The 24,919-nt window shown below is 58.8% G+C and carries 17 protein-coding genes and 1 pseudogene; 8 read left to right on the top strand and 10 right to left on the bottom strand.

Annotated features, from left to right (window positions below; genetic code table 11):
• Positions 1-53 precede the first annotated feature (53 nt).
• From ALP40_RS25580 to pobA, 6 genes and pseudogenes are all read right to left on the bottom strand, one after another.
• A complete protein-coding gene (locus tag ALP40_RS25580; protein ID WP_122209100.1) occupies positions 54-956 on the bottom strand; it encodes a hypothetical protein in 903 nt (300 codons plus the stop codon).
• A 148-nt stretch (positions 957-1,104) separates the two neighbouring features.
• Positions 1,105-4,884 (bottom strand): hypothetical protein, encoded by a 3,780-nt coding sequence (locus ALP40_RS15435; RefSeq protein WP_122209101.1) that lies wholly within the window; start codon positions 4,882-4,884, stop codon positions 1,105-1,107.
• 248 nt (positions 4,885-5,132) lie between these two features.
• Positions 5,133-5,678, bottom strand: a pseudogene (locus tag ALP40_RS15440) (DUF4123 domain-containing protein); the annotation flags it as partial.
• Positions 5,675-7,756: a type VI secretion system tip protein TssI/VgrG gene (tssI, locus tag ALP40_RS15445; RefSeq protein ID WP_122209103.1), complete on the bottom strand. Its 2,082-nt coding sequence runs from the start codon at positions 7,754-7,756 to the stop codon at positions 5,675-5,677. The gene tssI and the pseudogene ALP40_RS15440, both read right to left, overlap by 4 nt.
• Positions 7,757-8,054: 298 nt before the next feature.
• The gene (locus ALP40_RS15450; protein ID WP_122209297.1) at positions 8,055-8,549 is read right to left on the bottom strand and encodes a DUF6644 family protein; all 495 of its coding nucleotides are present in this window, start codon (positions 8,547-8,549) and stop codon (positions 8,055-8,057) included.
• Positions 8,550-9,010: 461 nt separating this feature from the next.
• On the bottom strand, positions 9,011-10,195 hold the full coding sequence (gene pobA / locus ALP40_RS15455) for a 4-hydroxybenzoate 3-monooxygenase (protein ID WP_122209104.1): 1,185 nt from the start codon (positions 10,193-10,195) through the stop codon (positions 9,011-9,013).
• A 151-nt stretch (positions 10,196-10,346) separates the two neighbouring features.
• Here pobA and ALP40_RS15460 point away from each other — a divergent pair, with 151 nt between their 5' ends.
• Positions 10,347-11,216, top strand: a complete 870-nt coding sequence (locus ALP40_RS15460; protein ID WP_122209105.1) for a helix-turn-helix domain-containing protein — start codon at positions 10,347-10,349, stop codon at positions 11,214-11,216.
• 43 nt (positions 11,217-11,259) lie between these two features.
• Here ALP40_RS15460 and ppnN read toward each other — a convergent pair whose 3' ends face one another.
• A complete protein-coding gene (gene ppnN / locus ALP40_RS15465; RefSeq protein WP_122209106.1) occupies positions 11,260-12,633 on the bottom strand; it encodes a nucleotide 5'-monophosphate nucleosidase PpnN in 1,374 nt (457 codons plus the stop codon).
• Between the two features lie 467 nt (positions 12,634-13,100).
• On the opposite strand from ppnN, the gene ALP40_RS15470 reads away from it, so the two are divergent.
• From ALP40_RS15470 to ALP40_RS15500, 7 genes are all read left to right on the top strand, one after another.
• The gene (locus ALP40_RS15470; protein ID WP_122209107.1) at positions 13,101-13,775 is read left to right on the top strand and encodes a TIGR04211 family SH3 domain-containing protein; all 675 of its coding nucleotides are present in this window, start codon (positions 13,101-13,103) and stop codon (positions 13,773-13,775) included.
• Between the two features lie 365 nt (positions 13,776-14,140).
• Complete coding sequence (locus ALP40_RS15475) at positions 14,141-15,742, top strand: tetratricopeptide repeat-containing response regulator (protein WP_122209108.1); 1,602 nt, start codon at positions 14,141-14,143, stop codon at positions 15,740-15,742.
• Positions 15,739-16,434, top strand: a complete 696-nt coding sequence (locus ALP40_RS15480) for a sensor histidine kinase KdpD (RefSeq protein WP_122209109.1) — start codon at positions 15,739-15,741, stop codon at positions 16,432-16,434. Before ALP40_RS15475 ends, ALP40_RS15480 begins: the two co-directional genes overlap by 4 nt.
• A gap of 251 nt (positions 16,435-16,685) precedes the next feature.
• Positions 16,686-16,895: an acyl carrier protein gene (locus tag ALP40_RS15485; protein ID WP_122209110.1), complete on the top strand. Its 210-nt coding sequence runs from the start codon at positions 16,686-16,688 to the stop codon at positions 16,893-16,895.
• 50 nt (positions 16,896-16,945) lie between these two features.
• Positions 16,946-17,707 carry an SDR family NAD(P)-dependent oxidoreductase gene (locus tag ALP40_RS15490; RefSeq protein WP_181114769.1) on the top strand — a complete coding sequence of 254 codons (762 nt, stop codon included), beginning with the start codon at positions 16,946-16,948 and terminating at the stop codon, positions 17,705-17,707.
• Positions 17,704-18,345 (top strand): dTDP-4-amino-4,6-dideoxy-D-glucose acetyltransferase VioB, encoded by a 642-nt coding sequence (gene vioB / locus ALP40_RS15495; protein ID WP_122209112.1) that lies wholly within the window; start codon positions 17,704-17,706, stop codon positions 18,343-18,345. Before ALP40_RS15490 ends, vioB begins: the two co-directional genes overlap by 4 nt.
• 5 nt (positions 18,346-18,350) lie before the next feature.
• Entirely contained in the window at positions 18,351-19,367 is a 1,017-nt protein-coding gene (locus ALP40_RS15500; protein ID WP_122209113.1) for a ketoacyl-ACP synthase III, read from the top strand.
• An 89-nt stretch (positions 19,368-19,456) separates the two neighbouring features.
• Here ALP40_RS15500 and ALP40_RS15505 read toward each other — a convergent pair whose 3' ends face one another.
• From ALP40_RS15505 to vioA, 3 genes are all read right to left on the bottom strand, one after another.
• Entirely contained in the window at positions 19,457-22,978 is a 3,522-nt protein-coding gene (locus tag ALP40_RS15505) for a glycosyltransferase (RefSeq protein WP_122209114.1), read from the bottom strand.
• A 74-nt stretch (positions 22,979-23,052) separates the two neighbouring features.
• A complete protein-coding gene (locus tag ALP40_RS15510) occupies positions 23,053-23,778 on the bottom strand; it encodes a class I SAM-dependent methyltransferase (protein WP_122209115.1) in 726 nt (241 codons plus the stop codon).
• A complete protein-coding gene (gene vioA, locus ALP40_RS15515; RefSeq protein ID WP_122209116.1) occupies positions 23,778-24,896 on the bottom strand; it encodes a dTDP-4-amino-4,6-dideoxy-D-glucose aminotransferase VioA in 1,119 nt (372 codons plus the stop codon). The genes ALP40_RS15510 and vioA overlap by 1 nt, the downstream gene beginning before the upstream one ends.
• Positions 24,897-24,919: the final 23 nt, after the last annotated feature.

Below are 24,919 nucleotides of genomic sequence, written 5' to 3' on the forward strand. Positions count from 1 at the left end.
GTCGGGAGTGATGGGGTGTTCACTTCCGACTGCTGCTGTCTTACGAGTCCCCCTCAGTCGTTATAACTCACGTAACGCTCCATCAGGTTTGGCCGTGTAAACGTGTCGATGGCGTAAGCGCGCTGCCACATTGCATCGACCCGCTGCTTGAACGTGTCGTCGTCCATGTCGATCCAGTAGCGCGGGTTGCGGCCGTTTTCCTTGTCGTACTTTGCGGTGACTGGGTCCAGGTGACGGTGGGGTTCCAAAAGTGGAATGTCCGGAATAGGGCGGCTGACATCCATATAGTTCTGCAGAAAATCCCAAAGGGCGCAGGGCCGATGTTTAAAATCGTCGGGTGCGAGCAGCGAATGGAAATTGATCTGCCTGTCTTCATAACGATGACGCAGTAGCAATCCGTAGTAAGAGCCGTGACGATCACGGGTCGTGATCATGTAGGCGTCGAATTCGTAGAAGGGTGCGACAAATTCGTTGATCACACCGTCTTTGCGGTGGCGCTTGTAGTCGTAGATCGTCACCAGACCGGTTCTGCGGTTCAGTTCCCAGAGCGGGCCTTTGGGAGGGCGGAACCAGATGCCGGGGAAATAGTTCACGACGGTGTGGCCTAGTCCCCAGCAGAGTAGGGGTATGCCGAGGAAAATCGGATAAACTTCCTGGAGTAGCTCGATCGTAACCTCTTGCCATGACTCGCGTGATTCCGATATGAAAGCGAAGTGTGCGATCACGAGCATGGGTGAAAATAGAATGCATCCGATTTTCCCTAGCTGCAACATGTATATCCATAGTTGCGATATAAATGGCAGAAGCGCGAACCTAAAGCGTTCATGGTCATATCTAATATGAACGTCTGTTCCTTCATATAGGGGCGAAGTGTAAGTTCCGTTAGCCAGTTGTTCTTTTTTTTCTGCCTTTGTTTGTTCCCAGAATCTCATGCGTTTGGGGCTGGATTCTTTCATGAGTCCTGTGGGCATTACTTGCTGAGTGTGACCCCACGGCAGACGCGCTACGGCTGAAGCAAAATTTTTTTTTCTAGTGCTCGGATTTTGAGTCGGAATGTTATCAGGCCTATAGGCTTTAGCTTGATAGTAAGCATTTTTTTCTGGTTTAGTCATTGGCCGTACTTCCATGACTAACCTCGTCAGCCCAGAAGGGTTGATTGGTTTTTTCAAAGTCAGGCTTTGTTCGGCTTTGGTCGAAAACTGTAGGATCTTTCATCGCAGGCGCAGGCAGGTAACGCTTGTCTTCTCCTCGAATCAGTACGAACTGTGCCCGCACAGCCCAAGTGAAGTGGCGTGTGGTGTTGGTCCATGCAGTAGCCTGGATGTTTTTCGGAGTAAAGAAAAATAGTTCTAGTTTTCCATGAGAGAGGCGTTGTCCTTTTGGGCGTTCTGATCGCTCACCTAATTCATGTTCTTTCCAATGCATACCTTGATTGTCAAAACGACCGTTGGTACAACGTAGCCTGCACTCGGCATTGATGTTCAGACTGTCAAAACTTCCGACAAGGCCCGGTAAGCGGCTTTCAATCCTGACGATGGTATTCGCGCTTCGTATCGGCTGGGGTATTTCGGCTCGAAAGTTGAATTTGGCTTCCGGCTCATAAACTGGATTTTTTTCGATGGTAATGCTTATGCCTGCGAGCATGCTGATCAGTCGATAAAAGGATTCCAGCGGATCTTGTAAATGCTCACTTCCTGAGTGACTTTCGCCAAAAGGACCATTTTTTAACCAGGTTTCCATTGGCGATGAGGTTTGCATGAGTACTTGGGTGATGCCAGCCCCTAGCAATAGCAACGCGATCCAACCCAATGGAGTGAGGCCGAACACGGTTGTCATGCCAGCAAAAAGCGAACTCATAAACGCTGCCAAACCTCCCGCAGTCATTATTAAATAGCCATACATGGCTGGATCGTTCCATTGCCAAGCGTGGTAGGCGTCATAAAGATTTATGCCGGTCAGCAGAGCTGCTGAGAAAATCTGCGCGCCGACTCTTAGTGATAACTGTTTGGTTAGTACTGATCCAAGGGAAGGCCCTAGCATTTTTTTCGCGAGTGCTTCGGGAATTTGCAATAGTGTTTTTCTGGTTAGGGTCGCGTCTGGCTGGATGCCCATTAATTTAATGGTCAATGCTTCCGCGGCAATGGCTAAGTCTGTCGCCGCAGCTGCGAAGCCTGCGAATGCCCTGCTTTTGTCTTTCTCACGAATCGTCTGCCCAAACGCACCAAATTCCGAACTCACATTCCAAACTTCCAACATCAACACCGCTACACAGAACCGTGTCGAGCCCAGAAGCCTGTAAACGGCACCGCTCTTCGTCGCCTCCAGGTTTTCAATGGCCTGAGTTAGCCCGCTTCTCGCTCTGACGTAAGCCTGTTCCGACGCTCGTAATGAATGTCCTGCCTCCTGAGCCGCTTTCAGTTTGCGGTTGATGTCGCCGACCAGTTGTGCAGTGTGGTGCCTACGAGGGATGACCAGCACATGATGGTCGCCGGACGTGAACGGTCCGCGTGTGGTGATGGGTGGGTCGATGTCGTGGAAGGGATTGCCGTCCGGGTCCAGGTATTCGCCGTAGCGCGCGCTGGGCATGGCGCTTCGGGCCGGCAGGTCTTCCAGGCCGAACACGTAATGGTGTGGCGTGACCCGATTGCGTTGGAGCAGGAATGCGGCACCGAAATGTTCGGGCATCATGCTGCGCAGTTGCTGAACGCCTCGGCCCTGGCGGTTAATGTCGATTCGGCGTGCATTTGAAATGGGGTGTTCGCGGACGTTGTTCAGTTGATCGGTGGCCGACTGGCTTTTAATGCCGGCGCTGGCCGTGTTGGTTTTGCTGGACATAAGCATCTGTTCGGCCTTGCCAACGGCGTTCTCGGCGGCATCCACTGCGCCCTGCAAGTTTTCGAAGATGCCGACGAGCGCGGCAGTTGTGGCTTTGCCGTTGTTGATGAGAAAGAAGTTCTGCAGGCTGTCGCCCGCCAACAGGCTGGCCAGCAGTGTCGCGTCCAGCGTGACCTGGGTGACGGGATTGGGGGCCTGAACGTGTTCGAAACGTGCCAGTTCCGTGGCGCGAAAATGGCCATCCCCGAGGTTTCTGTCTTTTTCAATTGGGGGTTCGTAAGGTTTGCAGACCGTTTCCAGATCGCTTTCGGGCCAGAGCATGATGTGCAGTGGATGGTTGTTGTCATGGTTGATCTGCGAAAGCAGTGCCTGGCCCTGACTGACCTTGGGCTCCCCAACGCCGATTTGTGTGATCGCATCCACAATGCTGCCACTGGGCGCAAGCGGGTCCAGGTTTGAGGGTGAGAGTGCAAGCGTCGCCAGTGTCCGGCTCAGGTCATACAGTGCCGCTACGTACTCGAAGCCATCCAGGCTTAAGTGATCGGCGACAGTCTGGAGCGTTACGCCGCGCTGGAGGCTTTCGGCCAACAAGCTCTGAGCGCCGATCATCTCGCGCCACACCCGCGTCCGCTGGACGGTGGCAGTGCATCGGTTGATCGTCTGTCGGCCTGTGTCGGAGAGGGACGTGATGACCTCATTCAGCGGGTTTTTCGAGCCACCTATCGTCGGCGGGACAATCAATTGATGCACCAGCAACGCACTGGCGTGGTGAGGCTGGCGGATGGCGTATTGGGCGCAGATGCCAAACAGTTGCTGATGCGTATCCAGGCATTGGCGCAAGTGGCGAATCCGGTGGCTTGAATCATCGAGCAACACGCCGCACACCTGACGCTGGCGAGCCTTGCTCAGTACGTCAGTAACCGCTGGCTGAGCTGCCCAGAGCACCAGACTGTCGGTGGATTCTTCTTCAGCAGGCAAGCTGGCCCGCATGGCATCGGCAAGCGCCGCCAACTCCAGACAGTGTGTGTCCTTCACTGCGTTGCCTTTGTCAGCTTCAGCAAGAAAGGTGTTTGCCTGTTCGAGTGCCTTGATCGGAAACTGGCCCGATAAATCACAGAGATACAGGGCTGGGTGATCGAGCAGGCGTTCGTAACCGGGCTGGCGTGCACGTTGCGGCGCGACGAGGCTGACGGGGAATACCGACAGTTCCAGATTCAAGCGTGTTGCCTTGATCGGGGCCAGGGTGAGTTGCCGAACATTGTCCGGCGTATTGAAGCTTGAAAATGCCTTGAGCATCGTTTCGCCGTCCGGTTTACCCTTGTATAGATGGCTAAAGCGCTCTTTGGAGTAACTGAGGTTGGGGCGGGTGCAACGCTGTGCCCTTAATCCGGCATCCAGCTCCAAACGTTGCAGCCGGGGGGCGCTCAGTGGTATCTCGGAAAAGCACAACTGAACGTCCAGCGCACGGTGATTGTTCCAGGTCGCAGGCAGCCAGATGTCTTCGAGCGCTGCGCCGACGGCGATCCGTTCGCCGGTTTTAAAACCGTTCTGCTGACGATACCGGTCCACATCAATGTCATGGTAGGTCGTACCGGTTTCGCTGACCCTCACCTCCAGCTCTCGCCAGAGTTTTTGCCGATAGAACACGTATACATAACCTGCGCGGGCCAGCACCGGCGTGCCCAGGTCGTATGGGCTACTCGAACCGGGCAAGGCCGTGAACGGCAGCACCGCAACGACTTGGTTGAATTGTGCGTCGGCCTGCCGTGGCGTGACCTTTGTGTCATCGAGCAGCGTCAGGCGAATCGGCTCACCCTCGGTCGTGGCAATTTCCAGCTCTAGGTGTGTACCGGCAACGTGGTCCCAGACCTCCAGCACACAACTGCAGTGTTCGTTGTCCAGCGTCTGCGGACGTGAGCGGTAGGTGCGCGTGCGGTCCATGCTGGTCAGCACCAGTTTCTGACTGGCCTCATGATCCTTGCCGATGATCTGAACGATCAGTTTGCCCGTTTCGCAGGAAGGCCCGGCACTCAGGCTGCCGATGGTCATGGGGCACACTCCTTGGCGTGTGGCGAGTGCTGCAGCAGGTGTTGCAAGGTGTTCAAACGTTCTTCTCCAGTGCCGGTGTGCTGACGTGGCGGTGCTTCCTGTGCGGGGTGTTGCGTACGAAGCGAGAGGTAGCGGCTCATGAGTGCCGGGTCTGTGGCGAAGCCGTGGGCCATGCCTTCGTCCAGATAAGTGAGTGCGTCGATAAACGCGCAGCCGGTCTGCCGTTTCCACCAGTCGTAGGCAAAGCGCTCGCGCTCCTGGCGGCGAAAGGCGTCTTCCTGGGTGTCGCTCAGTCTTGACGTGGCCAGCTGAATAGCAGGTGTCCATTGGGACGCGTGGGGATTGTCCAGGCTGTTCCAGCGTTGAGTGTTATGTGCCAGATCTGTCCAGGTGCCGCCGTACCACGACAGTCTGGTAATAGGGCCTAGCCACGGTGCGTTGTCCTCGGCCGCATGGGCTGTGAAAAAATAGCTGGCCGTCAGCGGGCTCCAGTAACGCAAAACGCCTCTGCGTGCGTCGTCAAACCGAACGATCAGCAGATGCCTGAGATGCGCGAGCAGAATGGGGGGCGGGGCTGGGCTTTCGATGATCAGCCCTGGCCAGTCTTCAGGCGTATTGTGGACGGCCTGCAAGAGGCTGCCAGACGCCGATGCCGCCAGCCATAGCGGGCTTTTCTCGCGATAGGGTTCCAATTCGGTCGTGTCAAACAACACACTGGGGCTGGGGTCAGGCAGCAATTGATACAGCTTTTCCAGCACGGTGTCGGTGCGTTCCAGCAGGAAGGAAGCCGTCATGATCCCGCTCCTGCTCGCCAAGCCTGGCGGCAGCCGCAGTCGGGCAGTGGGCAGTCTAGCGGCGTTCCACCTTCAGGTTTTTGACACAGTTCGACGACCGGCACCGGCTCCACCAGACGCTGTTTCAATAGCTCGCCCGGCGGTTCTGTCGCCGCAGGTCTGACAGCACCGGGTAGGTTCGGCATCGCGCCGCTGCCAGCGGCAGGTTGGCCGCCCGAGTTGAGCTTCACCAACGGTCCACAGACCGTCACCCCTCCAGCATCGATCTTGATGAAACTGCCGCCGACCTTGAGCGAGATTTCCAATCCGGCCTCTATCACGCATTTATCGCCAGCTTTGAAATGGATTTCCTGTCCAGACTCGACCAGCAGTGCCTCGCCGACCTTGATATGTTGCTTTCCGCTAACGGTCAGATGGTCATCGGTCCGCACTTCTGTCAGTCGGCTGCCGTCGACTACGCGGTGCTCCTCGGCCTTGAATTCGCTGTAGCTGTTGGCCTCTACCCGGTCGTGACGTTCGTGGCCGACGCGGATTTTCTGGTCATGCTGGATGTTCTGATCCCAGTCACGCTGGGCATGGATGAAGACCTGTTCCTGACCGGCCCGGTCCTCGATGCGCAGTTCGTTGTAGCCTTTGCCGCCGGGGCTGCTCAAGGTCTTGAACACGCTACGGGTCCGGTGGGCGGGCAGTGGATAGGGCGGGGTGTGTTCCGCGTGGTAAAGGCAACCGCTGATCAAGGGGCGGTCGGGGTCGCCTTCCAGAAAAGTCACCAGCACTTCCATGCCGACTCGTGGAATGACCATGCCGCCATAGCGATCTCCGGCCCAGCTCGACGACACACGCAGCCAGCAACTGCTCCGGTCGCTGATCCTGCCTTCCCTGTCCCAGTGGAACTGGACCTTGACCCGGCCATGCCGGTCGCAATAAATCTCTTCGCCCGCAGGCCCGGTCACGACGGCGGTCTGGCTGCCGGCGATGCACGGTTTGGGATGGCGCAGGGGCGGCCGGTAGGGTGCGGTTTTGGGGATGGCCCTGAAGGTATTGCGATAGCCCTGACGAAACCCGTCGGCGTCCGGTGCATCGATGTGCAGGGCTTCTTCCAGTACCTGTGGCTGGCGGCCCTCATGGCGTATGTCGATCAGCAGCCAGGGCGTGTTCCATGCATCGTTCGGGTGCTTGCTCAACGGCATGAAATGCCCGCTGACCAGCAGCGGCTGATCGCTTTGACCTTCAGCCAGCCGGTAGTCATGACGATGACGCTCCAGCGCACGGCCAGCGAGATGTGCGCCTCGGTCGCGATGGGTGAAGCGTGCGGGGTAATCGTAATCTTCAAGGTCCGGTCGAACCTGATCCTGCGCCGTACCCTCCATGACCAGCAGCGGCTTTTCGAAATGGTAGTCGCGACGTGCGGTACGGCTCGTTCGGGTTTCCAGGCGCAGGTTGAAGCGCTTGATGACAGGTGTGTCGGCGACCAGCGCGCTGTCCTGCCGATAATGCACGGGCGCCAGGGTCTGGAATACCGACGAGGCTTCGCCGAACACCAGATGATGGGCGCTCGAACTGTGTTCGAAGTGATAGTGCAGGCCTTCTTCTTCGCACAGTCGCTGGATGAAGTGCAGGTCCGATTCGTGGTACTGCACGCAGTACTCGCGCTCGGGATAGACGCTGGCGAGCTGGAAGCGATAGGTGGTGGCGAGCAGGCCATGCTCCTCCAGAACCTGGGCGATGATCTGCGGCACCGTGCGGTGTTGAAAGATTCGCTGGTTGATACGGTGCTCAAGACGAGCCAGGTGTGGGCGCAAGGTCAGTGAATAATGGGTCAATCGATGGCCGGAGTCGCTTTGGGCGATACGATCGATCAGCCCGTGGATGCCGCCGTGGTCGGGTGCGAACTGCAGAAAGGCAGGACGATTGAGCAGCCCCTCGAGATCGACATCGGACGACTCGCTGACCAGTTCCAGGGTGAAGCCAAATGGCTGGCTGATGGCTTCGTGGCCCTTAAAGGCGAGTACCTGAAAACCATGATCGATGCCATCGAGGCTGAGCGTGAAACGTGTCTGGTTGGGTGGTGCAGGCATCCCGAATCCCTTTTGAAGGACAGGCAACCGCGCCCATCGAACCGGGATGCCTCTATCAAAATGCGTGCCTGATGGTTTTTATTCAATTAAAACAAATAGATAGAGATATTTATAACGTGGCGCGGCGCTTTTCGAGCTGTTTTTTCTCAAAAACTGCGCAAGTGATTGCACGCTTGCGCAAATGACGGAAAAGGCTGCCCTCGTGCTGGCTGGCAAGGCGTTGTGCTGCGTTCGTCTTCTCTGCGTGTGCAAAGGCCTGCGCATCGTGACAAAGCGCTAATGGGTGCTCACGGCCCTTTCACGTGTACGCTAACAGCCGCCCGCCCATCACCACGCTGATCCACGCGCCTATCGAGAGCACCGCTTGGCATTTGGCGATGCACGGTGCGGCCCGCCGAATGTTCCAGTGCGCCACCGAGCGATAGACGCCGACGTGAAACAGTGCCGTGTTGGCACCCGCCGCTGCGATCAGGCACAGCTTGAGGATAAAGACACCGTTGCTCATGAAGTCATTGGGGTGGGTGGCAAACATCATCAGCCCGGCGGGCACGATCAGCAGCAGGGCGGCCAGCGCCCATGTCAGCAGGTGGCGCGCCAGTGCCGTTATAGGGATGTCTTTCGACCAGCCCGGCACGCGCAGGTCGAACAGAATCACCGAGCCTACCAATAGGGTAAAGCCGATGATGTGCACCATTTTGATAATCGGATACAGCCCCACCTCGCCGCGCATGGCCTGACCGAGCGATGAGTCCTCCAGCCAGACCAGCCACGAACGGCCATTGGCGGCGGCCATCATCGCAGCTCGACAGTCTTGTCTGCAGTCGTGAGATGGATGAAACCGTGGGGGTTGGCGTATCCGGTTTGCTAAATGGTGCCGCTCAGCTCAAGCGGCGTCGTAGCGTCGTACTCGCTCCAGCCGTGGTGGGCGAAGGCGGCTGTAGCTGCTCATAGCAGCGAAACGCCGAGGCTTTTGCGCAGGTGTTTCATGGCATGGGTTCTCCCGCGAAGATGATGGGGTGACATCGGATCGATGCAGAGAAGTGAATCAGCTCAGACGGGAAACGGGATCTCTCCGACGGATGGAAGTCGATCGGTTTCACCTTTCAAGGCGATAACGTGATGGGGACTTAAAAGGCAATTGCCTCTCAGGACGCCCTGCGTCATCCGGCGAACACTGAATGATCGCGTGCCCGGCCCCAACGGGACGCCCAGCGTCCCGAAAGGCTCGTCCACGAGCCTAGGCCCGTAAAGCCTTTACTCGATAGCCTCGTAAGGCAGCCCTACGTAGTTCTCGGCAATGGTCCTGCGCCCTGCCTCGGAGCCGACGTAGTAGTCCAGTTCGGTCTGCTGAATGCGCTGGCTGAAGGCGTCGGTGTCGGGGAAGTTATGCAGGACCGAGGTCATCCACCAGGAAAAGCGTTCCGCTTTCCAGATGCGCCGCAGGCAAATCTGTGAATACTTTTCCAGCAGGTCGGTGCGGCCTTCCCGGTAAACCTTCACCAGAATGCGGTACAGCGTGCTCACGTCACTGGCGGCAAGATTCAGGCCTTTGGCGCCGGTAGGCGGGACGATGTGGGCTGCGTCGCCCAGCAGGAACAAGCGGCCATACTGCATGGGCTCAACCACAAAGCTGCGCAGCGGCGCGATGCTTTTCTCGATGGACGGCCCTGTGACCAGGCGTTCTGCCAGATGCGCGGGCAGGCGCGACTTGAGCTCATCCCAGAAGCGCTCGTCCGACCAGTCCTCCACTTTTTCATCCGAACTGACCTGCACGTAATAACGCGTACGAATGGCTGAGCGCATGCTGCACAGGGCAAAGCCGCGTGGGTGGTTGGCGTAGACCAGCTCTTCGTTGACCGGCGGTGTGTCGGCCAGCACGCCGAGCCAGCCGAACGGGTAGACGCGCTCGAAAACCTTCAGTGCCTCGGCCGGGATCGCCTGACGGGACACACCATGAAAGCCATCGCATCCGGCAATGTAGTCGCAATCGAGCCGTACGCTTTCGCCATTTTTCACGAATGTCAGGTAGGGGCTGTCGGTTTTGAGGTCGTGGGGCTGGACGTCTTCGGCCTCATAGACCGTCAATGCTCCGCAGGCTGCGCGTGCCGTCATCAGGTCGCGGGTGACTTCTGTCTGGCCGTAGACCATGACCGTTCGGCCATTGGCAAGTGTCTTCAGGTCGATGCGCTCGCAGCGTCCATCGAAGGCCAGTTCGAAACCGTCATGGATCAAACCTTCAGCGTCCATGCGCTCGCTGACGCCGGCTTCGCGCAGCAGATCGGTCATGCCTTGCTCAAGCACACCGGCACGGATGCGGGAAAGGATGTAATCGGGATCCTTGCGCTCAACGATGACGTTGTCGATGCCGGCGCGTTGCAGTAACTGGCCCAGCAACAGCCCGGAGGGGCCTGAGCCGATGATGGCGACTTGGGTTTTCATGGGAGTGGCCCTGTTTTGTGATCCCTGCCAGCAAGCGCTCGCGAGATGCGTTTGTTTTTGTCTCCTGCATTTTTAATGGATGCATTAAGGATAAGAAGGCAATATTCAGCGCATTACCTGGACTTTTCGAGGGTCCGGCGAGGATTGATCGATGCCCAGAACAGCACCTGCCTCCATTCCTGTCTTCACGCTTTATGGCGAGACCAGCGCCTGGCCGACGCCTGACCTGATTCACTGCGAGTCGATTCCCGAGCGCAGCAAGGTGCATGAATGGGAGATCAAGCCCCATCGTCATGGTGATCTGGTGCAGCTGTTGTATGTGCAGTCGGGCCGAGCGGTCCTTAAAGTCGAAGACGTGGTGCAAGAGGTCGATACGCCGTCGCTGCAAGTGGTCCCGGCGCTGAGCGTGCACACCTTCAAGTTCGCCGAGGACATACAGGGGCACATTCTCAGCCTGGCGCGACCGCTGGTGGAACAGCTGGAAGCGGCGCTGGACATCCCGGCCATCGGCACGGCGCGTTGCCATGCGCTGGGTGAGGACAGCGCTTACGTGGACACGCTGTTCAGCGCTATTGCCCGCGAATACCGACAGCGCAAGCCGGGGCGCGACCTGATGCTGCAGTCGTTGATCAACGTGCTGATGGTCTGGCTTAGCCGGTGTGGCAGCGAGCAGCGGGGCGACGAGAGTCTGGTGCAGGACCGCGGTCGCGAGCATTTGCAGGTATTCATGCATCAGCTGGAAAGCGGTTTTCGCGAGCACTGGTCCATCGAGCAGCATGCGCAGCGCATGGGAATCAGCGCGGCGCACCTGAATGCGTTGTGTCGCCGACTGTGCAATCAGTCCGCGTTGCAGATCATCAATCAGCGGTTATTGCTGGAGGCCAAGCGCAATCTGGTCTACACGACCATGACGGTGAACCAGGTGTCCGACAGCCTGGGATTTTCCGAGCCTGCCTATTTTTCGCGCTTCTTCAAACGCGCCACCGGACAGTCGCCAAGCCAGTTCCGCCAGCAGAAATAAAAACGGGGCGCTCCAGGCGCCCCGTTTTTCTGCAGCTGTGCGATCAGGTGACAACCTGGTAGCACGGCACATAGGCTGCGCCACCCGGCAGCTTCATGCGGTGCTGATCGACGAAGGCCTGCAGCAGCTTGTCCAGCGGCTGCATGATCAATGGATCGCCGTGGATCTGATACGGGCCGTGTTCTTCGATCAGACGGATGCCTTTGTCTTTGACGTTACCCGCCACGATGCCGGAAAACGCCCGACGCAGGTTGGCCGCCAGCTCATGGGACGGGATGTCGTGGTTGAGCTGAAGTTTGGCCATGTTCTCGTGGGTCGGATCGAACGGGTGCTGGAAGCTTTCTTCGATCTTCAGCAGCCAGTTGAAGTGGAACGCGTCGTTGCGCTCGCGGCGGAACTGCTTCACTTCCTTCAGCCCCTTGTTCATCTGACGCGCAACTTCGGCCGGGTTGTCGATAATGATCTGGTAGTGGCGCTGGGCCTCTTCGCCCAGGGTGGCGCCGACGAACGCGTGCAACTGTTGCAGATACGGTTCAGTGTTTTTCGGACCGGTCAGGACCACTGGGAACGGCACGTCCTTGTTGTCCGGGTGCATCAGGATGCCCAGCAGGTACAGGAATTCTTCAGCCGTGCCTGCGCCGCCCGGGAAAATGATGATGCCGTGGCCAACCCGAACGAAGGCTTCCAGACGCTTCTCGATGTCCGGCAAAATCACCAGCTCGTTGACGATCGGGTTGGGCGCCTCGGCGGCGATGATGCCCGGCTCGGTCAGACCCAGATAGCGGCCGCCGACGATGCGCTGCTTGGCATGGGCAATGGTCGCGCCTTTCATCGGGCCTTTCATGACGCCCGGTCCACACCCGGTGCAGATGTCCAGGCTACGCAGGCCCAGCTCATGGCCGACCTTCTTGGTGTACTTGTATTCCTCGGTGTTGATCGAGTGACCGCCCCAGCACACCACCATCTTCGGTTCGACACCGGCGCGCAGCGTGCGGGCATTGCGCAGCAAGTGGAACACGTAATCGGTGATGCCTTGGGAATTGCTCAGGTCGATGCGCTGGCTGTCCAGTTCGCTTTCGGTGTAAACGATGTCACGCAGGGCACTGAACAGCATTTCGCGGGTGCTGGCGATCATCTCGCCATCCACGAAGGCGTCGGCCGGAGCGTTGAGCAGTTCCAGGCGCACACCACGGTCCTGCTGATGAATGCGGACCTCGAAATTCTCGTAGGCCTCAAGGATGGTCTTGGCGTTATCGACATGGGCGCCGGTGTTGAGAATGGCCAGGGCGCACTGGCGGAAGAGGGTGTAGGTGCTGCCTGAACCGGCAGCGCTGAGCTGCTGGACTTCACGCTGGGACAGGGTTTCAAGGCTGCCCTTAGGGCTTACGGTGGCGTTAATCACTTGTCTTGGGATCATTCTATTTTCCATTAGAGCGATGCGATCGAGGCGGCACAGCCTGCGCATCAGGATGGTGAGCATCGAAGACGTTCACGCCTGGCGGGTATTTTCTACAGCACTTGGGCGCGAAAGCAAACGTCGGGCCTCGCCCTGTGCAGGTTTGAGGGCTCAAGCATCGGCAAATTGGCTGAAAGTCATGTAAAGCAGGCACTTAATGGCGGCAGCCGCGTGGCTGAATTTTGACGCGAACGCAGGCCAATAGTGAACCTGACCCATTTCGCAGGGTCTGTTAGCTGATGGACTCTCTGGACGGCCTGCAGAAGTCTCGCCGACCTCTGAGGCGTCAGGCGTTTTTTCAACTCGCCTGATAGGCAGACAGCCCGCTCCGGCAGGAGTTGCAAACCATTTGCCGCCTGCCATTGCCATCGCTAGCCGGCCCGCACACCGGGGCTTTATTTTCATTCCAGACAAAGATAATCATAGCCATGTCTCGTCATCTTTCAGCACTGCGTTCTCGTGCCCCTGGCCTGTTCACAGCTTCGCGTCACCTCATCGGCACCGGCCTGCTGGGTGCCTTTCTTTCGGTCATTGCTCCTGTCAGTGCTCAAGCTGCGGACAGCGACCGCTGGGTGAGCGACAGCCTGACCACTTATGTACGCAGCGGTCCGACCGACGGGCACCGTATCGTCGGGACGTTGAAATCCGGACAGAAAGTCGAATTGCTCAGCACATCGGGCAATTTCAGCCAGGTACGCGGCGAGGGCGGCAGTACCGTGTGGATCCCCACCAGTGACCTGCAGGAAGTACCGGGCCAGGCCGAGCGTGTTCCGCAATTGACCCAGCAGGTCGCGGAACTCACCGAGCAACTGACCGGCATCGACAACACCTGGAAAACCCGCGTGCAAGGCATGCAGGAAACCCTGGACGCGCGCAAGAAGCTGATCGACGAGCTGGAAGCCCGCACCAAGACGCTCAATGATCAACTGGCCGATTCCCAGGCCGAGCTGCGTTCTACCCAAGCGCGGTTGGGCGACGAGAACAAGCAAGTCATGATGCGTTACATGGTCTATGGCGGCAGCATCGCCGGAGCGGGCCTGCTGGTCGGCCTGATCCTCCCTGCGCTGACGCGTGGCCGTAAAAAGAACGACGGCTGGGTTTGACCCGCCAGGCCCGCACGCCGCAGCCCCTGCCTGTCAGGGCGCTGCGGTGCAGCGTTCGTCGTATGATGCGATTCGCTTCTCTGTAACTGCCTTCTCATCCCCGCTTTTACGATATCCCCCTCAAAATCCTCGCTCGGACTGAGTGCCGCCGAGAGCGAACTTGATGTTTGCTCTATAGTTTCTGCCTGAGTGGTCGAAAAACTGATTGCTGCCCTTGATTTATCGCCGCTGTAACGCGATGTGGGCACGCAAGCCCGTTTTATGGCATGTGGCTATTATTTAACATGCGCGTCTGAACGTGCTGGACCTGGAAATCGTTCAGGCCTGGGTCTCATATTTTCACCCTCTCCTGTGTAGGAATCCGGATGCTGGCGTACAACCAAAAAAGCTTTCTTATCGTTGATGACTTCTCCGACTTTCGCAGTTCGGTGCGGTCGATGCTGCGTGAACTGGGCGTCAAGGAAGTGGACACTGCCGACACCGGCGAGCAGGCCCTGCGCATGTGCTCGCAAAAGCGTTATGACTTTGTGCTGCATGACTTCAACCTCGGCGACGGCCGCAAGAACGGCCAGCAAGTGCTGGAAGACCTCATGGTCGAGCGGCTGCTGAGTTACGAAAGCGTCTTCATCATGGTCACTGCCGAGAACAGTCAGGCGATGGTCATGAGCGCTCTGGAATGGGAGCCCGATGGCTACCTGACCAAGCCGTTCAACCGTGCAGGCCTGGCCCAGCGCCTGGAAAAGCTTGTGCAGCGCAAGGGGTTGCTCAAGCCGATCCTGCAGGCGCTGGATCGTCGCAAACCTGCCGAAGTGCTGGCAGCCTGCAATACGCTGATCGAGCAGGACCCGCGCTTCGCTCCGCTGTGCCTGCGTTACAAGGCCGACGCGCTGCGTGACCTGAAGCAGAACGAGCCGCTGGAAGCTTTTCTCAAGACTATTCTGGCTGACCGTGCCACGCCCTGGGCTTACGCCGCCTTGGGCAGTCTGCTGCTCAAGCGCGGCAAAGTGACCGAAGCCGAAGCTGTCTACGAACAGGCGATCAAGGCCTTTCCGACCATGCCGGCGCTGTTCGATGGCCTGGCCGAGGTATTGGTGGCTCGCGGCGATGCCAAAAAAGCGCAGCAAGCGCTGGAGAACGCTGTGCGCCTGTCGCCGCTGGCGGTGCGTCGTCAGAAGCTGCTGGGCAAGCTGGCAATGGACAATGAGGATTTTGAAAGCGCCTCCAAAGCCTATCGCCAGGCGGTTTCTCAAGGCGCGCACTCACGCTTCAAGGACCCGGAAACCAACCTGGGCCTGGCGCATGCCCTGATTAGCAAGGGGGGCGATCAAGGACTGGATGCCCGCACGCGCGTCGAGATCAACAATGCGCTGGGTGATGTGGCCAAAGAACACACCAACGACGAAGGGCTGCAAGTGCGCACGCGCCTGATGAAGGCTGCCAGCCTGCAGCACTCGGACCCGGAAACCGCCGCGAAACTCACCGAACAGGCCATGACCCGGCTTGAAGGCATGGAGCAGTTCCTGAGTGCCGACGCCGCCCTGATGGTGGCGTCGCAGCTCAAGCAACTGGGCCAGGAGGCGGCCGGCGCTGGCGTGCTGAAGAACTGCGCGGAAGTCTACGGCGATGACCCGGCCGTGATGAAAAGCGTGGCCAGCATGACCGATGATCCGGCGATTCTGGGGGCCAACAAGGCTGCCATCGATTTCAACTTGCTGGGTGTGCGCAGCTACAAGGCGGGTAACCTGCCCGAGGCGCAGGAGCACTTCCGCCGGGCGCTGGCCTTGCAGCCCAAGAACATCAGTATCGCGCTCAACATGGCGCAGTCGTTGCTCCATCCGGGGCAGAACCTCGGAACGGCCGGGCTCGAAGAGTGCCGCGCCAGCCTGAAAATGGTCGGCATGATTCCGGACAGCGATCCACGTTACGAGCGTTATCAGAAACTCAGGGAAAGGGCGTTTGGCGCATGAGCGAAGAGCAGCAACAGGGACTCGATTTTTCCATGGTGATTGCCTCCACCGTGCATGACATGAAGAACTCGTTGGCGATGCTCACCCAGGCGCACAGCGAGTGGCAGGCGAAGCTCTCGTCCCAGCAACGCGACACCCCGGAACATGGCGTGATCGAATACGAGTTTGCCAACCTCAACGGCATGCTGGTGCAGTTGCTGGGGCTTTACAAACTCGGCGTCAATCAGATGCCATTGCGTCCGGATTACCACGAGCTGGACGATTTCATTGAAGCGCAACTGGCGCACCATCAAGAGGTGCTGGCCAGTCGCAGCATCAGCGCACGCGTGGATATCGGCGACGTAAACCCGCTGGGCTTTTTTGACCGGGAACTGGTCGGCTCGGTGGTGGGCAATATCATCGTCAACGCCATCGGGTTTGCCCGTGAGCAATTGGTGATCGGCCTCGGCGAGGAAGATGGTCAGTTGAAGATCACGGTCAACGATGACGGTCCCGGTTACCCGGCCTACCTGATCGAGCGACAGACCGATTACGTGCAGGGCATCAATCAAGGCAGCGGCAGCACCGGCCTGGGCTTGTACTTCGCTGCCCACATCGCTCGGCTGCACGTGCGCAACGGCGTACAAGGGCGAATCGAAATCGCCAACGGGGGCGTGCTGGGCGGGGCGATGTTCAGTATCTACCTGCCGTGACAGCCAGGGTGCGGCACACGCTATCGTTATATTGACGCAGCATCTGCCACCGGCCTTCAGCCCGAGCCCGACAAAACGTCATCTTTTTGGCTAATGCCTGTCGGGCGGGTGGTCTTTTCCCGTTTTCGCCCAGCAGATCCGGCCTCCGCGCCAGCCCCATAGCTTGGTTCGATTATTGCTTCGTCGCTAACAAGCGTCGGCTTTGACCTGCGCAGAATCAATCCAATAGCGGGCTGTCCGGGAGCGTAGAGATGGAAGACAAAGTACTCAGGCTGATCGAAGAAGCGATGGAAGCAGACGAAGGCAGTTTGAGCCGGGGGCAAAACCTTGATTGGGATTCCATCGCGGTCCTGACCTTCATGTCGCTGGCCGACGAACATCTGGGCAAGACCCTGGCGGCCAATCGTCTCAATGGCTGCAAAACGGTGGATGACGTCATCACGCTGGTTACAGAGCAATAAGTGATCAGTCTTTTCGGATCGTGTAAATCAGCCCTCAAGGGGAACGTTGGGTGGTGAGTAGTCCTTTTTCTCTGAGCGGTAAAGTGGTCATGGTCACCGGTGCCTCTTCGGGCATCGGCAGCCAGGTGGCAATCTGGTTGAGTCAGCAGGGCGCTCGTGTGGTGCTGGTGGCCAGAAATACCGAACGGCTCGAAGCCACAAGACGCCAGCTCCAGGGCGAAGGCCACGGGGTCGAGTCTTTCGACCTGCTGGACGCTGCGGCCGTTTCCAGCTGGATGCGCGACGTTGCCAAGACCTATGCGCCTTTCGACGGGCTGGTGCATGCCGCTGGCGTGCAAATGCCAATGCCGATTCGGGCGCTGGGCGTCGAGCAGTGGGAAACGGTATTTGCCACCAACGTGACCTCTGGCTTCTCGCTGGTCAAAGCCTTCAGGCAGAAAGGGGTGTTCGTTCAGGGCGCCAGCATTGTTTTGCTGTCGTCGGTGATGGCCCAGGCCGCCCAGCCATCCTTGATGGCGTACTGCGCCAGCAAGGGGGCGGTCGAATCGATGGTCCGTGCGGCTGCCCTTGAGCTGGCACGCGATGGCATCAGGGTCAATGCAATTGCGCCGGGTGTGGTGAGGACCGACATGACCCGTAAGCTCGAAGAACGGGTGGGGGCCGACTCCATGAAGGCGGTGGAGCAGAAACACCCGTTGGGGTTTGGTGAGCCGCTGGACATCGCGTACGCGGTCAATTACCTGCTGTCCCCGGCCGCTCGCTGGGTGACCGGAACGTCAATGGTCGTTGATGGGGGGTATCTGGCGCAATGACTGCCAAAAACTTGCTCATCGTGGGTGCCGGAGCGTTTGGACGCGAAGTGCATGCGTGGCTGACGGACTGGGTGGCGCAGAATCCCGGCTGGTCCATTGCCGGATTCATTAACGACGGCCCCGGTTCGACCGAGCGCTTCGAGCATTACCCGCCAGTCGTTTCAACCATAGACGGTTACGAGCCCAAGCCTGATGAGTATCTGGTCTGCGCGATCGGTGCGCCTGCGGGCAAACGCGCTGTCGTGGAAAAACTGCTCGCCAGGGGCAGCCGCTTTTTTACGCTGATCCACCCCTCGGTCATCATGGGCGAAAATGTCGTTGTGGGGCAGGGCACGGTCATCTGTCCTTCAACCGTGCTGACGGTGGACCTGCGAGTCGGTGCATTCGTGACGCTCAATATCGGTTGTCTCATCGGGCACGATGCAGAGATCGGTGATTTCTCCACCTTGAGTGGGCATTGCGACATCACCGGCGGCGTGGTGCTGGAAGAGGGCGTTTTCATGGGCACGCATGCCAGTGTCCTGCCGAAGGTCAGAATCGGCAAACAGGCTGTGGTCGGAGCCGGTAGCGTTGCGATCCGCAATGTGGCCGCGGGCACCACAGTATTCGGTGTACCTGCCAAACGCATATCGGGGTAACGCTCATGACGTCTCATGCCAGAATCGTCGACATAGAATATGAACTGCCTGTTCACTCGCTGGACAACGAAACGCTGGCTCGAGAATTTCCCGAGTGGGATGTCGAGAAGATTTTCTCCAAGACCGGCATCGGTGAACGGCACATCGTCGACGACAACGAAACTGCGTCCGACCTTGCTTACCGGGCCTGTGAAAAGCTGTTCATCAAGGGCGGCATTCAGCGCAGCCAGATAGACGCGTTGATTTATTGCACGCAAAGCCCGGATTACGTGCTGCCTGCCACTGCCTGCATTTTGCAGCATCGCTTGCAACTGCCGACCCACTGCGCGGCCTTCGATTTCAATCAGGGCTGTTCGGGGTTTATCTACGGGCTGGGTATTGCCAAGGGGTTGATTGAGTCCGGACAGTGCCGCAACGTCTTGCTGGTCACGGCAGAAACCTACAGCCGCTACATTCACCCGCAGGACAAAAGCGTTCGCACGCTGTTCGGCGATGCAGCCGCCGTCACCCTGCTCAGTGCCACCGAAGGCGGGCCGTTTCTGGAACGCTTTCGTTATGGCAGTGACGGCTCTGGCGCCGAGAATCTGATGGTGCCCATTGGCGGCGCGCGCAGGCCTTCGGCGCAGAATCAGCAGCCTGAAACCCACGAGGATGACAACGGAAACGTGCGCACCGACGCCAACCTGTACATGAACGGCCCTGCGATTTTCGAGTTTTCCATGACGCGTGTGCCGCAATTGTTCGCCTCGTTGTTCGACGACACGCTCGCGGTGGCCGATATGGACCTGTTCGTGTTTCATCAGGCCAATCACTTCATGCTGGATGCCCTGCGTCGACGGTTGAAACTGCCTGCCGACAAATTCGTGTCCGCTTTCCAGCATTGCGGCAACACGGTTTCCTGCACCATACCCATTGCGCTCAAAGAGTCGATGGACAAGGGCGCGCTCAAACCCGGTGACCGGGTCGCAGCCGTCGGTTTTGGCGTGGGTTATTCCTGGGGTGCCTGCGTCATACGTTGGTAAAACGGGTCAGCCGTTTACTGAACCCCAAGGCTTTAACGCTCTGCGTCAATGGCTGACGCAGAGCGTATCCTCGATTCATCCCTACTCGATCAGCCGTTCAGCCAGGCATTGCGCCAGGCCTGCAAGTTGCCGGTGTCCAACATTCCGTGATCGATGACAGCCTGCTTCAAGGCATCGCCCCTGCGTGCGCATGCTTCCATCTGAGCGATGTGTTGCTCAATGGCGATGATCCAGGCCGTGGCCTTGTTTTCAACACGCGTGACAGGCAGGTTTGCAGGCACACTCAGCACGTCACTGCAGATGACCGGAAAGCCGCAGGCGCCGAATGCCAGCAACGCCGCCGGGCCTTTGCTTTGATTGATCAGGTTCGACTCGGCGGGCGCCAAGGCCAGGTCAAGATTCAGGCTGGCCAGCATTTCAGGGAACAACGCGCCCTCCGTTGACGGACGCAGTTCGTGGATGTAAGGCCGCAGCCAGCGTGTGCAGGGCCCCATGATGACCCATTCCACACGGTCTGCCAGTGCCTTGATCACCTCGGACAGTATCAGCAGATCGCCCAGTTCGCCCGCCGAGCCTACCCAGCCCACACGCGGTTTGGGGCGAGTCTGGCGCTCACTGTGCAGCGTCAGCCAGGTGGCCGGGGCGAGGCGGTTTTCGACCACGTGCACGTTTGGATGCGAGTCTGCGAGCAACTCTGCCAGCGTCTGGGTGGGGACGGTGATCACGTCTGCGCGTGCCAGTCCATGCCGCAAGGCTGCTTCAATTGCGGCGAGCGCCGGGGCGGTCTTATCGATTTCCGCGTAGGCCGGATAGTGCGGCAGGTCGTAGATCACTCGTGCATTAGTGTGATCCTTGATCGCATTGATGCTGGCGATCAGGCTGTCGTCCACGGGGCCTTGAATGACGATGGCATCGGGGCTGAGTCTCGCCACTTCGGCAAGCGGCAGTGGCGTGTGGCTGAGGATGCCATCGATTTCACGCGCGTTGCGCAGGCTCTGCAAAGCAGCTGCAATACGCCCGCTGTTAGCCCCGCGATCATGGGGCTGGACCAGCACAACCGGTAACGGACGATGGGTCAATGGACGCCAGCCGAGCTCTGGATCGCTTTGGGTGACAAAGCTGCCTGTCAGCGACAGCTGGGTGTTGTACGCCGGGTCCCAGGCCATGTAATGCAACCAGCGATGGGTGAGGGCACGCGTCGCGAAATCCATCGCTTCGGCATCGTTTTGTATATCGCTCGGGCGCAGCGCGATGATCGCGTGCGGCGTCCAGACAACCAGGTGCCCGGTGCCACGCGTTTTCAGGCACAGGTCCACGTCGTTGAAATACACAGGGAACAGGTGCTCGTCCATGCCCTGTACTTCGTCGTGTACTGATTTGCGAATCATCAGGCAGGTTGCGCTTACGGCGCTGTAGTTTTGATCGGTATCCAGACGCTGCGTGTAGGTTGGACTGGCCGCGATGTCGCTGGCGGTGATGACGCCAACGGTGCCATTGAGCCCCACGATGATCCCGGCGTTTATGACGTGCGCCTGTGGCGAAATGACTTTTGCGCCCACGATGCCGACTTCCGGGCGCAGTGCATGGTTGAGCAGGTGGTCGAGCCAGTCCTGCTGAACGATCAGGGCGTTGCTGTCCAGCATCAGCAGGTAGTCGCCCTGGGCGTTGGCGGCAGACGCATTGAGCATGGCCGATGGGCTCAAGGTCTGCTCATGGCGAAGAACGCGAATTCGATCCGATTGCATCGATTCAAGCGTCGTCAGCCAGTCTGTGGTCTGTGCCGACTGGCTGTTGTTGTCGCAGATCAGGATTTCATAGCGCGGGTACGTTGTGTGCTCCAGGATGCTCTCGACACAGGGCAGCAGTGTCTGCAGATTATCCTGAGAGGTGAGGAGGATTGACACCAGCGGCTGATCGGCATGGCCGTACTCGATTCGGTAATGCCCCGATTCCAGTGCGTGTACCTGACTGGCGGCGTAGCCCCGGGTATGCAGATGCCGCTGCACGGTGCGGGCCTGGTCGTAGTTCTCGTGCGCCTGCCAGAGGGGCGAGATGACCAGCGGCTCGTGCGCATGGGAGAACTCAGTGAAACCCTGATCTTCAATCATGCGCAGTATCAGGTCGAGTTCGACAGCCTGGGCGTGGCCCGGATCGAAGCCGCCGACGGCCAAGGCTTTCTCGCGGTTGAATAGCCAGTTGCGGCTGGTTGCCGAGGGGCAGGCCAGCAGGTAGTCCAGGCTGAAATCCGGGCGAAAGGACAGGTGGGCGCCTGCCTGCGCATGCAGGGTCACTTCGTCACCGAACACCGCGCAGGCCTGTGGCGCTTCGATCATCTTCATGGCGGCACACAATAGGCCGCTCGCAGTGAGCGTGGTGCCTGCGTCGATCAGCATCCACCAGCCGTGGTCGTGTTCCTGCATCAGGTCATTGATGACCGTGGCGCGGGTTTCCAGGCTGGCATCGCGCCAGGGCAACTGGGCTTGCAGCGGCGTCTGCTGGTCCCGGTCATAGTCGGCCAGCACAAAGACCTTCAGTTTGTCGAGCAGGGGCGCCTGAGAGGCCATGCTTTCCAGGGTGCTCAGGACGCTCTCGGGGTGTTGATTGAAATCCGAGATGACAATCGCAATCGCGGGGCCGCCGTTGTGCTGTTGCAAGTACGCGTGCAGCAGGGTGTGTTGAGCGGGCGACAGCTTGCGCTGACCAAGCCAGCTGGCGATTTGGGTATTGCGGGCGTTAGCCTCTGACCTTTTGTCGAAGTAGGCCAGCAAGTCCATCTCCTGCACATTGTCGCGTTGCGTGAGTGGCGCGATCTTGACCTTGCCGTTCAGTTCTTCTGGCCGTATCCAGCCCAGTTCGCCGGGAATGCGATTGAAGTTGGCGTGTCCTTGGCGGGGTAGGGTGAGGTCTTTTCTGAATGCCTCACTGCTTTGCTGATCGGAAACCCGGAAACAGGACAGGGGACGGGCAAGCATCGCCAGGTTGCCCTGACGCAACAGCTTGGCGTATATCGCCAGGTCACCCAGGCCCCAGATCAACGTCTGGTTCAACGACATGATGTCCTGCCCGAACGCCAGCAAGTCGTCGCGACGGCACATCACGGCACTGGGTTCACCGACAAAGTTGATGGGGTACTGGGCCAGAAAGGACACCAGTTCAGGGCCGTTGAGAACCACGTTTCTGCCGAAGGGGTAGGCCGTGTAGATCGTGTCGGGCAACTGCGTGCCGTTGGCGTCGATTCGCTTTCGGGTGGCGGACACAACTTTGATGTCGGGACTGTCGTGCATCACGTCGAACATCAGCCGCACGCAGTCGGGGAGCAGGAGGTCATCGTCGTAGAGAAACTTGATGTAATCGCCACGCGCCAGGGAGATGCCGAGTGCGATGTTATGAGGCTCGCCCAATGGTGTCGCGTTCTTGCTGTAGTGGATCGGCCATCGACTGCCCGGCCTCAGCTTCTCGATAATGTCCTTGATGCCATCGTCACGGCAGTCGTCGGTGACCACTATCTCGATGTCGTCATGATTCTGGCGCAGGGCACTGGCAAGCGCCGCTTCGAAAAAAGCCGGTTTGTAAGCAGGGATGACAATACTGACCAGGCGTGAAGAACTCATCGCGATACCACGTGTGAAGAAGGGGTGAGCGCCAACTGGACAAACCGGTCGGCATCCGTGATCGGCAACTGTCGTCAGGCCTTTCGGCCCACATACAGAACCGACTGATCAGTAATGCCGTGCTGCCTGAAGACGCCTTCGCCGAATGCAGCCGAGCCGAGCGCGTCGACCTTGAAGCCGGACGCTTCAAGGCGCGATACGTAGTCGTCTCGGGCATACATGCGCACATGATCGTCTTGGCCGAAGCGCGCCCAGCGCTCGTCGACGCTGGACTCATCGGGGTCTTCTTCGGTCTCGGTCGCGGTCAGCAGAATAGGCACCATCAGGATGGCGGAGCCGCCCTTGGCCAGTACCCGATGCAGTTCGGACATCGCCTTGCGGTCGTCGGGTACGTGTTCGAGCACGTGAGAGCAGACGATGAAATCGAAGGACTCGTCGGCGTACATGTGCATGTCCATGATGTCGACGACATCATCGGCCAGAGGCGAGAACAGGTCGGCCGAGCGATACCGGGCGTTGGGCAGGCTGCGCAGGAATGCTGACAGCACGACGGCAGGTGCAATGTCCAGAATGCGCAGTGGCTTGCCGGGTGGGTTGTTCAGCAAGTGCATGGCAAACAGCGCATAGAGCCGATCGCGGTCGGAGGCCTGGCATTCAGGGCAGCTGTATTGGCCAACGTTCAGGGTTTCAAAATCGTCCACGCTGTAGAACACGTTCAGGCGGTGAAAGATTTCCAGATGACCTTTGCCCATCGGATAGAAATTGGGGAATCGGCAAGAGCAGACCGGGCACGTACGCATCAGCGGTTCTCATTACTGGCAGTGACAATGACATCAATGATGCTGTCGAAAGCTTCATCGGTCAGGCTGTCGTAAATAGGCAGGCACAGGATCTGGTTCGACAGGCCCGTGGCGATTGGCAAGCGCTCCGGCTTGGCCGAATCCAGGCCCCGGTACATGGGGAAGGTGGAAATCAGCGGATAGAAATAGCGGCGGGCCAGAATGTTGTGGTCGCGCATTCGCTGATAGAGCCCGTCGCGTGACAGCCCGAAGGCGTCGCGTATCAGGACCGGAAAATACGAGTAGTTATGTTTTTCAGTGGTCTGCCAGACGATTTCAACCCCCGGGATGCCGGCCAGTGCCTCTCGATAACGCTCGTCGATGCGCTGGCGCCTGAGCAGCGCCTGATCGATATGCTTGAGCTGAAGCAGGCCAAACGCAGCATTGATCTCGCTCATCTTGCCGTTGATGCCGGGCGCGACCACGGTAACTTCGTCGGCGAAACCAAAGTTTTTCAGGTAATCGATACGTTGTTTGGTCTTTAGGTCCGGGCTGACGATGGCACCGCCTTCGAACGTGTTGAAGACCTTGGTGGCGTGGAAGCTCAGGATCGAGAGGTCGCCATGCTTGAGCAGGCTCTCGCCACGGTGCTGCACGCCGAAGGCATGGGCGGCGTCATAGATAACCTTGAGGCCATAGCGGTCGGCAATCTGCTGAATTCGATCGACGTCGCACGGAATCCCGTAGCAATGCACGGGCATGATCGCGGTCGTTGCGGGCGTGATGGCTTCTTCGATGCGGTCCGGGTCCAGGTTGTATGTGCCTGGCTGAATGTCGACGAACACCGGGGTGAGGCTGTTCCAGAGCAGCGAATGCGCCGTTGCGACGAACGAGTAGGGCGTCGTGATGACTTCTCCCTTGATCCGCAAGGCCTGTATGGCGGTCATCAAGGCCAGCGTGCCGTTGGAGAACAGCGAAAGGTGCTGCACGCCCAGGTACTTTGCCAGCTCATGCTCCAGCTGCTGATGAAACGGGCCTGCGTTGGTGAGCTGATGACTCTCCCAGATCTGCTCAAGGTAAGGAATGAATTCCTCGAGGGGTGGTAGCAGAGGGCGTGTGACGGGAATCGGTGCGCTCATGGAAAGCTCTCAACACGTGTCGC

The organism is Pseudomonas viridiflava, from assembly GCF_003702045.1.
Taxonomy (GTDB): domain Bacteria; phylum Pseudomonadota; class Gammaproteobacteria; order Pseudomonadales; family Pseudomonadaceae; genus Aquipseudomonas; species Aquipseudomonas viridiflava_C.

Coding starts and splice junctions, on each gene's coding strand:
- ALP40_RS15505 (WP_122209114.1), bottom strand. CDS start 22,978: ATGAGTTCTTCACGCCTGGTCAGTATTGTCATCCCTGCTTACAAACCG.
- tssI (WP_122209103.1), bottom strand. CDS start 7,756: ATGCCTGCACCACCCAACCAGACACGTTTCACGCTCAGCCTCGATGGC.
- ALP40_RS15435 (WP_122209101.1), bottom strand. CDS start 4,884: ATGACCATCGGCAGCCTGAGTGCCGGGCCTTCCTGCGAAACGGGCAAA.
- ALP40_RS15470 (WP_122209107.1), top strand. CDS start 13,101: ATGTCTCGTCATCTTTCAGCACTGCGTTCTCGTGCCCCTGGCCTGTTC.
- vioB (WP_122209112.1), top strand. CDS start 17,704: ATGACTGCCAAAAACTTGCTCATCGTGGGTGCCGGAGCGTTTGGACGC.
- ALP40_RS15475 (WP_122209108.1), top strand. CDS start 14,141: ATGCTGGCGTACAACCAAAAAAGCTTTCTTATCGTTGATGACTTCTCC.
- ppnN (WP_122209106.1), bottom strand. CDS start 12,633: ATGATCCCAAGACAAGTGATTAACGCCACCGTAAGCCCTAAGGGCAGC.
- ALP40_RS15485 (WP_122209110.1), top strand. CDS start 16,686: ATGGAAGACAAAGTACTCAGGCTGATCGAAGAAGCGATGGAAGCAGAC.
- ALP40_RS15500 (WP_122209113.1), top strand. CDS start 18,351: ATGACGTCTCATGCCAGAATCGTCGACATAGAATATGAACTGCCTGTT.
- ALP40_RS15510 (WP_122209115.1), bottom strand. CDS start 23,778: ATGCGTACGTGCCCGGTCTGCTCTTGCCGATTCCCCAATTTCTATCCG.
- pobA (WP_122209104.1), bottom strand. CDS start 10,195: ATGAAAACCCAAGTCGCCATCATCGGCTCAGGCCCCTCCGGGCTGTTG.
- ALP40_RS25580 (WP_122209100.1), bottom strand. CDS start 956: ATGAAAGAATCCAGCCCCAAACGCATGAGATTCTGGGAACAAACAAAG.
- ALP40_RS15460 (WP_122209105.1), top strand. CDS start 10,347: ATGCCCAGAACAGCACCTGCCTCCATTCCTGTCTTCACGCTTTATGGC.
- ALP40_RS15480 (WP_122209109.1), top strand. CDS start 15,739: ATGAGCGAAGAGCAGCAACAGGGACTCGATTTTTCCATGGTGATTGCC.
- vioA (WP_122209116.1), bottom strand. CDS start 24,896: ATGAGCGCACCGATTCCCGTCACACGCCCTCTGCTACCACCCCTCGAG.
- ALP40_RS15450 (WP_122209297.1), bottom strand. CDS start 8,549: ATGGCCGCCGCCAATGGCCGTTCGTGGCTGGTCTGGCTGGAGGACTCA.